The following is a 9401-nucleotide window of genomic DNA, read 5'->3' on the forward strand; positions in this document are numbered from 1 at the left end:
ACAGCACCCCTCGCTGGCGGCAAGCGGATGATGCGCTCAGTCGCGCGCGACCTGGAAGCCGGCGAACGACTGGCTGACCGGCATCACTTCGAGGCGATTGATGTTCAGGTGCGCCGGCAGCGAGGCGACCCAGAAAATCTGCTCGGCGATGTCATCGGCGGTCATCGGGTTGGCACCGGTGTAGAGCTTGTCCGAAGCGGCCTGGTCGCCATGGGTGCGGACCACGGTGAACTCGGTTTCGGCCATGCCCGGCTCTATCGTGGTCACGCGCACGCCGCTGCCGTGCAGGTCCGAGCGCAGGCCGAGCGAGAACTGGCTGACGAAGGCCTTGGTGCCGCCGTAGGCGTTGCCGCCCGGGTACGGGTACACACCAGCCACCGAGCTGATGTTGATGATCGCGCCCTTGCGCGCGACCAGCTGCGGCAACAGGCGGTGGGTCAGCGTCACCAGGGCGGTGACGTTGGTGTCGATCATGGTGCGCCAGTCCTCCAGCGAGGCGCTCTGGGCCGGGGCGGTGCCCTGGGCCAGGCCGGCGTTGTTCACCAGCAGGTCGATGTCGGCGAACCCGGCCGGCAGGGCGGCCAGTGCCGCTTCCATCGCCACGCTGTCGCGCACGTCGAACACCGCTGCGTGCACGCGCTCGGGACCGTAGGCATCGACCAGCGGCTGCAGGCGCTCGGCACGGCGCCCGGTGGCGATCACACGCCAGCCGGCCTGGGCGAAGCGGTGGACAGCGGCGGCGCCAAAGCCGGAGGTGGCGCCGGTAATCAGAGCGGTACGGGTCATCGAGGTACTCCGTGAAGATCCCGACCATTTTCGCACCGATGCCCGCCCGGTGCAGGGCCCGGCGCTGCTCCGCTACCCGGTGTTGCGAGCCGTCGCGTCAGCGGATGCGGAACACCCGTGCCTTGGGCAGGTCTTCATCCACCTGCAGGAACCAGCGGCCGGCAATGCCCGGCACCACGACAATCTCGGGGTTGCTGCGGGCGGTCTTGAGCGTCATCTCGCCCTTGAGCACCTGCCATTGCTGGCCGTTGTCGAGGGTGAAGACGGTGCCGGGGGCCCAGCCGTCCACCTGGCCGGTGACCTTGGCGGTGATGGGGCCGTCGTCCAGCCCGGGGAACATCGGCGCCGGTGTCGGCACACCCGGGCCTGCGGCGGGTGGCGCCGCGATGGAGACCGGTGCCGGGGCATCGGCCTCGGCCTGGCGCAGCAGGCGGTTCAGCGTCTGCAGCTGGGCCGGCGTCAGCCCGACCTCGGCCAGCGCCTGCGGATCCAGCCGCTGCTCCAGCGCCACATACGGGACCTGCGCCCCTGCCTGGCCCGCCAGCAACATGCCCACACACCCGAGTACCTGCCACCTGCGCATTGCCTGCTCCACTGCCTGTCGATGCCTGATCGCGGCACTGTGCTTCACTTTCATGGCAGCCAGATGACAGCGACCACCGGTCGCAGCCGGCCACGCGCCCGCCACGGGGTAAAATGGCCGCCAGCCGCGCAGCCGCGCCGGCGGTATTGGACGTCCCATGATCAACAACGATGTACTGCGCAGCATCCGCTACATGCTCGACCTCAGCGACGGCATGATCGCCGACACCTGTGCCCTGGCCGATCCGGCCTTCGTGGTCGACAAGGCCGATGTGGCCGGCTGGCTGCGCAAGGAAGACGAAGAAGGCTTCGTGCCCTGCGACGACCGCACCCTGGCGCATTTCCTGGATGGCCTGATCGTGCATTTCCGTGGCCGCGACGAGAGCCAGCCGGTGCGCCCGGTGGAAAAGCGCATCACCAACAACCTGGTGCTGAAGAAGCTGCGCGTCGCCTTCCAGCTGAAGGATGTGGACATGCACGAGGTGTTCGACGCCGCGGGTTTCTCGGTCTCCAAGCCGGAACTGTCCGCACTGTTCCGTCAGCCGGACCACAAGAACTACCGCGCCTGCGGTGATCAGATGCTGCGCAATTTCCTCAAGGGCCTGACCCTGCGCGTGCGCGGCGCCTGAGTGAGGCCTTGGTGCGTGGCTCCGGTGCCGGGGCCACGTGCTGCAGCAGTACCTCAATGAAGGCCCGCGCCGCCGGCGTGGGAAGGTGTGACCAGACCGCATGCACGCGCCGCGTCGGTGCGCCCTGGATCGCCACACAGGCAACATCGCTGAAGCCGGCCGCGATGGCCTGCGGCACGATGCCCACCGCCAACCCCTGCTGTACGAAGCGCTCGACCAGCGCCATGTGATTGATCTCGAACGGCACCGGATGGGGCAGTCCGGCGGCGGCGAAGGCTTCATCGGTCTGTCGGCGCGCACCGCTCCCGTGCGGGAAGTCCACCAGAGGCAGCTCGGCCAGTGTCGCCAGCGAGAGCCGTTTACGCCTCGCCAAGGGATGGTCCGAGGGCAGCACGGCCACCATCGCCTCCTCGGCCAGCAATCGGTGCTGGGCGCCCTCGATCAGGGTACCCGGCGACAGCCCGACCAGCGCCACATCCAGCCGCCGCTCGCGCACATCGGCCATCAGCACTTCGCTCTTGTCCATGCGCAGGCGGAACTCGACCTGCGGATAGCGCTGGTGAAAGGCCGCAAGGCAAGCGACCAGATCCACGGCAGTCAACGAGGTGATCTGGCCGATGTGCAGGATGCCGCGCACCTGGCCACCGACGGCAGCAACGTCCTCGCGCAGATGCCGCAGCGAGGCAAGCACCTGGCGTGCGTGCGTCAAAAGTGCTTCACCGGCCGGCGTTACTCTGACCTGACGCGGCAGGCGCTCGAACAGCGTGGCCTGCAGTTCGTCTTCGAGATGGGCGATCTGGTGGCTCAGCGCCGACTGCACGACGTGGCAGCGCTGCGCGGCACGGGTGAAATTGCCTTCCTCGGCCAGCGCCACCGCGAACTCGAGCTGCTTGAGGTTCATCGTGCCATCTCATTTTCAGATGCATTGGATGATAACTATTCATTTCCCTCATTTGCCGATCGGGCGGACACTGGGGCCCCTTCTCTCCTGGAGCCCGTCATGAGCCACGACGTGCCCTCGCCACTCAGCCGCTGGCAGGTCCTGCTGATGGCCTTCGCCACCGGTGTCGCCGTGGCCAGCAACTATTACGCGCAGCCGCTGCTGCATACCATCGCCGGGCAGTTCGGGGTGTCCTTCGCGCGTGCCGGTACGGTGGTGACCGTGGCCCAACTGAGCTATGCGGCGGGCCTGATCCTGCTGGTGCCGCTGGGCGATCTGTTCGAACGGCGCCGGCTGATCGTGGTGATGTCGCTGCTGTCGGCGGCGGGGCTGGTGCTGAGCGCGCTCAGCCATCAGTTTGTCTGGCTGCTGGTGGGCACCGCGCTGACCGGGCTGTTCTCGGTGGTGGCACAAGTACTGGTGCCGTTCGCAGCGACGCTGGCGCGGCCGCAAGAGCGCGGCCAGGTCGTCGGTACGGTGATGAGCGGCCTGCTGCTCGGCATCCTGCTGGCGCGCACCGTGGCCGGGGCGCTGTCCTCGCTGGGCGACTGGCGTACCGTGTACTGGATCGCAGCAGCGGCGCTGGTGCTGACCACGGGCATGTTGTATCGGCATCTGCCGCGCTTCCACCAGACCGCCGGGCTGGGCTATCTGCAGCTGCTGCGCTCGATCGGCACGCTGTTCGCGCAGGAACCGGTGTTTCGCCTGCGCACCGTACTGGGCGCGTTGAGCTTTGCGATGTTCGCGATCTTCTGGACACCGCTGGCGTTCCTCCTCGCGGCAGAACCGTATGGCTACAGCGACGCGACGATCGGCCTGTTTGGGCTGGTGGGTGCGGCCGGCACGCTGGCCGCCGGTGTGGCCGGGCGCATGGCCGACCGTGGCAAGGCGGCGTTGGCGACGACCGTGGCGCTGGTGCTGCTGGCCGCGTCATGGCTGCCGCTGGGCTTCTCCACGCACTCGCTGATCGCACTGGTGCTGGGCGTGATCGTTCTCGATCTGGCCGCGCAGCTGCTGCATGTGAGCAACCAGAACGTGGTGTATGCGCTGCGCCCGGAGGCACGCAACCGGCTCAATGCCGGCTACATGACCGGCTATTTCATCGGTGGCTCGCTCGGCTCACTGGTCTCGGCGCAGGTGTTTGATCGTTTCGGCTGGATCGGCGTGTGCGTCACCGGTGCCGGCGTTGCGCTGGTGGCGATGGGCATCTGGGCGGTGTCGCAGGCAAAGCGGAAGCTTTGAAACCACGCCACTGCGGGACGTGGGCAAGGGAACGGTAGATCCACGCCGTGCGTGGATGCGGAACGCGGTGTGATCGCAGCGTGCGATGGCGACGGAACCAAGCGCATCCACGCATGGCGTGGATCTACCCGAACGCGCCTCAGAAGGCGGTCTGCACGGCGAACTCGACGCGCGATCCCGCATTGCCCGGGAACAGGCGTTCCGCGGCACCGTCGGTGTCATGTCCGGTCACCCGCAGCTCCCAAGGCCCGTGCACACGCCACACCACGCTGAGCTGGCCGTGCAGGTAGTCATCGGCCTGCGCGCTGTCCAGCCAGTAGTGGCCTACCGCGCCCTCGACACGCCACTGCTCGCCCAGCGGCAGACGCGCGCCGAGCTGCGCATAGGTGCCGCCGTGGCCACCGGCCAACGCGTTGTCGGAGACGCCGACCTGCAGCCAGGCGCGTTGCCGCCAGGTCACCGTGCCGTTGAGCTCGGTCCAGTCCAGATCGACGGTGGTCGAGGGATAGAGGTAACGGGTCAGATTGACGTCCACGCTCCAGTCCGGCGTCACCGCCCCGTTCCAGCCGGCGATGAGATCGAATTCGCTGCGCGCGCCGTTGTCCGTCTTGAACGAGACGCCCGAGCCCCACGCCGAGGCATACCAGCCGGTGGTCGTACTGAGCTTCACGCCGGCCTGCGCGGCCGGATCGCCGTCGCTCTGCGAGCTGCCGCGCCAGACGTAATCCGAGGTCAGCGTCGCATTGCCTTCCACCGCGGCCGATGCCGCACCCGTCACGACCAGCCCCACCAGCACCGCGCCGCAGCGCAGGCGCTGTTTCAAAGGTTTACCCACCACGTGCCCTGCTCCAGATGACGGCCGCGCCGTCGAGAGCGACAGTGTCGTCAGGCGGGGCGTAACGCCGCCATGGCGTACCCGCGCGATCGGCGCAACGTTTCTGTAAATCCTGCGTCAGGGTGGTGCCCAGAGGTGCGCGGTATCATGGCCGCTCTGACCTGTTGCGAGTAATGGCGTGGACGCGATCCTGACCCCGGTATCGATTGGCGAGCTGATCGACAAGATCACCATCCTGGAAATCAAGGCCGAACGCATCGCCGATGCGGGCAAGAACGCCAACGTCCGCAAGGAACTCGAGGGCCTGTGGCCGCTGTGGCAGCAGCAGGTAAGCGCCCAGCCGGGGCTGGAGGCGTTGAAGACGCAGCTCAAGGCAATCAACGAGCGCATGTGGGAGATCCAGGATCAGCTGCGCGACAAGGAAGCCGCGCAGGTGTTCGACGATGCCTTCATCCAGCTGGCGCGCGGTGTCTATGGCACCAATGGCGAGCGGGTCAAAGTGAAGAACGAGATCAACCGCATCGCCGGCTCGCAGCTGGTCGAAGAAAAGCAGTACCAGGGCGAGTAAGCCCGCGGGTACGCGCCGGGCTCAGTGCCCGGTCGCGGCCATGAAGCGTTCGCGGTCCTGCTGGGTACGCCGGCGGATTTCGGCCAGCGCTTCATTCTCGGTGGCTTCCAGCATCGATTCGAACAGCCGCTGGAAGTGGTTGCGCATGGCCGACCGCGCCGCTGCCGGGTCGCGTTGGCGCAGTGCATCCAGAATCCGGGTGTGTTCCTCGTCGCGGGTGTCATCGTCGTTGTGGCAGACGTTGGCGTAGACCTGCTTGACCCGCGGCAGCTCGTTGCGCATCCGCCAGATCAGCTGCACGCAGTGCTCCACCACCGGGTTGCCGGCGATCCGCGCGATCGACAGGTGGAACTGACGATCCGCCTCGCTGGCCGCCGCCTCGCCCGAATTCGGGTCGACCATGGCCGCGATCAGGCCGGCCAGGTCCTCCAGTTCGGCATCGGTGATGCGGCTGGCCGCCATCGCGGCGGCCTCGGCCTCGATCACCGCACGTGCCGCGGTCAGGTCGAACGCCGAGACGTCGGGCAGTGCGCCCGGCGCCTGCGACGGCTTGGCCTTCACGTAAACGCCGGAGCCGGTCTTGATGGTGATCAGGCCCTGCGCTTCCAGCGCGATTTCCGCCTCGCGCACCGTCACCCGGCTCACGCCCAGGCGTTCGGCCAGGTCGCGCTCGCCCGGCAGGCGCGAGCCCGGCGGGAATTCGCCCTTCTCGATCAGCGCGACGATTTCGGCAGCAATGGACTGGTACAGACGGGGTTCGGACATCATCAAAGGCCTGCTGACAGGTGGCTGGGGACCGACACGCGACCGCGCCTTCAGAGAGCGGCGCGGTCGGAAAAACCGCGCCACTGACCTCAGAAGCGGTAGCGCACCCCCAGATAATACCGCCGCCCGTACGTGGTGTACTCGCGGAAGCTGCCGAGGATGGGCATATCCGACACCCGCGGCTCATCGGTGAGGTTGCTGGCCGACAGCGACAACGACAAGTGCTTGTTCACTTTGTAGGTGGCGCGGAAGTCCAGCGAGCCATTGTCCCGCACATAGCGGTTCTGCGACGGGTCGCCGACAAACTGCTGGTAATAGTCGGAGCGGTACTTGTAGATCGCCTGCAGATCGAGCTTGCCCAGGCCCCAGTACACCTGTGCCGACGCCACATGCTTGGACAACCCGAAGATATTGGCCGGCTCGACGATACCCGGGGTCACCACGCCGGTCGAGGGGTCGGTGGACTCGCCCAGGCGCAGGTCTTCGGTCTTGAAGTTGGAATCGGCGTAGTTGTAGCTGGCCTTCACGCCCAGCCCGGAGAAGATCCCCGGCAGGTAGGAGAAACTGTGCGAGGCGGTGAACTCCACGCCGAACAGATCGCTCTTCTGGTCGCTGGTGGCCAACTGCTCCACCGGCACGGTCACGCTCTGGCCGTCGATATCGAACGATTCGTTGACGATCACCGGCATCGAGCCGCCGTTGAACTGCTTGTAGTACAGCGCACCGGACAACATGGTGTCTTCGTTGGCATACCACTCCAGCGAGAGGTCGCCGTTCCACGACATCAACGGCTTGGCGCGCGGGTTGCCGGTGGCGGTGATGCTGCGCAGCGCATCGCCCACGCTGTTGAACTCGGTATCCACCTCGCCCAGGTTGAAGGTGCGGCCAAAGCCTTCAGCGGCCAGGTCCGGACGCGACATCGCCCGATACGCGCCCACGCGCAGCAGCAGGTCCGGGCGCAGTTCGAAGGCCGCGTTGAAGCTGGGCAGCCATTCGGTATTGCTGGACTTGAGCACCTGCGAGGTGAAATCGCCGGTCGGCTGCAGGGTCACGGTGCCGTCGGGATTGTTGATCACATCCAGGCCGCTGCGCAGCCCGACCGAGCGCACCTCGGTGCGCACACCCCGCACGCCGATGTTGCCGGTCACCGGCAGGCCGAACCATTCGGCGCTGTAATCGCCCATCAGGTACAGCGCGCTGGTTTTCTCGGTGACATCGTTGTTGGCCGGGTTGCGCAGGTCCGCGCTCAGCCCGGTATCGTCCACGCCGGTGAAGGCCTTGAACAGGCAGCGGCTGTCGAAGCTGGCCCACTGGTCGATGGTGTTGCCACTGGCGTTGGCCAGGAAATCGTCCTGCGGGAACGCCTGGCGGCAGGCCAGGTTGGCAGCGCGGATCGCGGCGACATTGGTGGTGGTGACATCCACGGTGTCGGTGTAATCGGTGTAGGTCGCCTCGGAGCGGCGCAGGCCCCCCTTGATCGCGGTGAAGAAGCCGCTTTCCGGGGTGAACGTGGCATCGAAGCGGCCGGCACGGATGGTGTGCTCGCGGTGCTGCTGACGTCGACGCACCAGCGCCGAATCGGTGAAGTTGTCCGGGTTGTTCACATCGAACGCCGGATCCAGGTAAATGCTCGGCACATCACCGCTGTAGTCATAGGTGTAATCGACGTAGCGGGTGTTCTTGATGCCGCCGACCGGCCTGCCGTTGACGTCGGTGCGGCCGGCACGCAGGCGGGTGCTGCGTTCGATCTGATCGCGCTCGGTGTTGGAGTAGGACAGATCGGTGGACAGCGTCCACGCCGGGCTCGGCCGGAAGATCACGTTGAGCCCGCCGCCGGTGTATTCCTCCTGGCGCTCCAGGAAATTGCCGGTGGAATCGACCGTGGTGCTGCCGGTGTGGTGCAGCAGCGCGCCATCGTCGGTGACAACGCGGTTGTTGAGGTTGCGCATCATCGAGGACAGCGACAGATCCGAGCGGTCTTCGGTGTAATCGCGCTTGGAGTGCTGGTAATCCAGGTTCACTTCCACCGTATCGCTGGGCCGCCACTGGAGTGCGGCGAACTGCGAATCGCGCTTGTCGTGCTCGATGAACTGGCGGTAGATGCGGCTGCTGGGCACCAGGTAATACGGCACGCCGTTGGCGACCTGGTTGCCGTTGACCTGGGTGCAGTTGCGCGTTGCGCCAACCACTTCACGGCCATCGCAGGCCACCCAGGTGGAGCTGCTGGAGAACATCTCTTCCGGGTTGCTGCCTTCCAGCGCCTGCACGCCGATGGAGACACCGAGCTTGCCGGCGTTGCCCATGTCGAACTGGTCGATGTAGCTGGCGGTACCGCGCCAGCCGACGCCGTCCTTGTCCTTCAGACGGTCATCGTAGTCCTGCCAGGTGCCCCGGCCATCGAGCTGGAACGTGCGCTTGCCGTACTCCAGTGGTTTGACCGTCTCCATGTTGATCGTGCCCGCCACGCCACCTTCGACGAAGTCGGCGCGCTGGGTCTTGTAGATCGCCACAGTGTTGATCAGCTCGGACGGGAACTGGTTGAAGTTCACCGAGCGGTCGCCACTGCCGTTGGTGGCCTCGCGGCCATTGAAGGTGGACGAACCGAGGAACGGGCCCAGGCCACGGATCGAGATTTCCGACGCACCGCCCTTTTCGCGGTGGGTGGAGGCACCAGTGATCGTTTCGATCGCTTCACCGATCGACAGCGCCGGCAGATCACCGATGTCGTCGGCGGCCAGCACATCGGAGACCACGGTCTCCTCGCGCTTCTTGTCGATCGAGGTCTGGATGGTGCCGCGGATGCCGGTCACCTGGACCTGATCCAGCGTGGTGGCTTGCCCCGGCGGCGAGGCCGGTGCATCGGCGTCCTGTGCGTGGGCCAGCGGCAGGGCCGCGGTGGCACACAGGGCATAGAACAGCGCGCTGTGCAGCGCGGTGCGGCGGAGGCCTCGTGGTGAGGCCGTACGGCGGTCATGCAACATCGTGATCTCCCTCCCAGGATGGATCGTCCGATTACACGGATTCGATCCGGAAGATTCACGACTGATGAACCAA

At 66.5% G+C, this 9401-nt stretch carries 9 protein-coding genes; 3 read left to right on the plus strand and 6 right to left on the minus strand.

Annotation, left to right across the window (positions count from 1 at the left end):
• Positions 1-36: 36 nt before the first annotated feature.
• Positions 37-786 (minus strand): SDR family NAD(P)-dependent oxidoreductase, encoded by a 750-nt coding sequence (locus ABE464_RS07705; RefSeq protein ID WP_019185578.1) that lies wholly within the window; start codon positions 784-786, stop codon positions 37-39.
• A gap of 97 nt (positions 787-883) precedes the next feature.
• Entirely contained in the window at positions 884-1369 is a 486-nt protein-coding gene (locus ABE464_RS07710) for a hypothetical protein (protein ID WP_346471465.1), read from the minus strand.
• 157 nt (positions 1370-1526) lie between these two features.
• Between ABE464_RS07710 and ABE464_RS07715 the strand changes: the two genes are divergently transcribed.
• The gene (locus tag ABE464_RS07715; protein ID WP_088432353.1) at positions 1527-1997 is read left to right on the plus strand and encodes a DUF1456 family protein; all 471 of its coding nucleotides are present in this window, start codon (positions 1527-1529) and stop codon (positions 1995-1997) included.
• Here the strand turns inward: ABE464_RS07715 and ABE464_RS07720 are convergent.
• Positions 1963-2898 (minus strand): LysR family transcriptional regulator, encoded by a 936-nt coding sequence (locus tag ABE464_RS07720; RefSeq protein ID WP_346471466.1) that lies wholly within the window; start codon positions 2896-2898, stop codon positions 1963-1965. The genes ABE464_RS07715 and ABE464_RS07720 overlap by 35 nt on opposite strands.
• A gap of 99 nt (positions 2899-2997) precedes the next feature.
• On the opposite strand from ABE464_RS07720, the gene ABE464_RS07725 reads away from it, so the two are divergent.
• On the plus strand, positions 2998-4179 hold the full coding sequence (locus tag ABE464_RS07725) for an MFS transporter (RefSeq protein WP_346471467.1): 1182 nt from the start codon (positions 2998-3000) through the stop codon (positions 4177-4179).
• 139 nt (positions 4180-4318) lie between these two features.
• On the opposite strand, the gene ABE464_RS07730 is transcribed toward ABE464_RS07725, so the two are convergent.
• Entirely contained in the window at positions 4319-5017 is a 699-nt protein-coding gene (locus ABE464_RS07730) for a TorF family putative porin (RefSeq protein WP_346471468.1), read from the minus strand.
• Between the two features lie 175 nt (positions 5018-5192).
• Here ABE464_RS07730 and ABE464_RS07735 point away from each other — a divergent pair, with 175 nt between their 5' ends.
• The gene (locus tag ABE464_RS07735; RefSeq protein ID WP_259260470.1) at positions 5193-5582 is read left to right on the plus strand and encodes a DUF6165 family protein; all 390 of its coding nucleotides are present in this window, start codon (positions 5193-5195) and stop codon (positions 5580-5582) included.
• A gap of 21 nt (positions 5583-5603) precedes the next feature.
• On the opposite strand, the gene ABE464_RS07740 is transcribed toward ABE464_RS07735, so the two are convergent.
• Both ABE464_RS07740 and ABE464_RS07745 read right to left on the minus strand, forming a co-directional pair.
• A complete protein-coding gene (locus ABE464_RS07740; RefSeq protein ID WP_088432357.1) occupies positions 5604-6347 on the minus strand; it encodes a FadR/GntR family transcriptional regulator in 744 nt (247 codons plus the stop codon).
• A gap of 89 nt (positions 6348-6436) precedes the next feature.
• Positions 6437-9328, minus strand: a complete 2892-nt coding sequence (locus ABE464_RS07745; protein ID WP_346471469.1) for a TonB-dependent receptor — start codon at positions 9326-9328, stop codon at positions 6437-6439.
• Between the last annotated feature and the right edge of the window lie 73 nt (positions 9329-9401).

The sequence above is a fragment of the Stenotrophomonas sp. TWI587 genome (assembly GCF_039674145.1).
Classification (GTDB): domain Bacteria; phylum Pseudomonadota; class Gammaproteobacteria; order Xanthomonadales; family Xanthomonadaceae; genus Stenotrophomonas; species Stenotrophomonas maltophilia_AY.

Excerpts from the sequence above, each read along its gene's own strand:
- ABE464_RS07745 (WP_346471469.1), bottom strand. The coding sequence starts at position 9,328 with ATGTTGCATGACCGCCGTACGGCCTCACCACGAGGCCTCCGCCGCACC.
- ABE464_RS07720 (WP_346471466.1), bottom strand. The coding sequence starts at position 2,898 with ATGAACCTCAAGCAGCTCGAGTTCGCGGTGGCGCTGGCCGAGGAAGGC.
- ABE464_RS07710 (WP_346471465.1), bottom strand. The coding sequence starts at position 1,369 with ATGCGCAGGTGGCAGGTACTCGGGTGTGTGGGCATGTTGCTGGCGGGC.
- ABE464_RS07725 (WP_346471467.1), top strand. The coding sequence starts at position 2,998 with ATGAGCCACGACGTGCCCTCGCCACTCAGCCGCTGGCAGGTCCTGCTG.
- ABE464_RS07705 (WP_019185578.1), bottom strand. The coding sequence starts at position 786 with ATGACCCGTACCGCTCTGATTACCGGCGCCACCTCCGGCTTTGGCGCC.
- ABE464_RS07740 (WP_088432357.1), bottom strand. The coding sequence starts at position 6,347 with ATGTCCGAACCCCGTCTGTACCAGTCCATTGCTGCCGAAATCGTCGCG.
- ABE464_RS07715 (WP_088432353.1), top strand. The coding sequence starts at position 1,527 with ATGATCAACAACGATGTACTGCGCAGCATCCGCTACATGCTCGACCTC.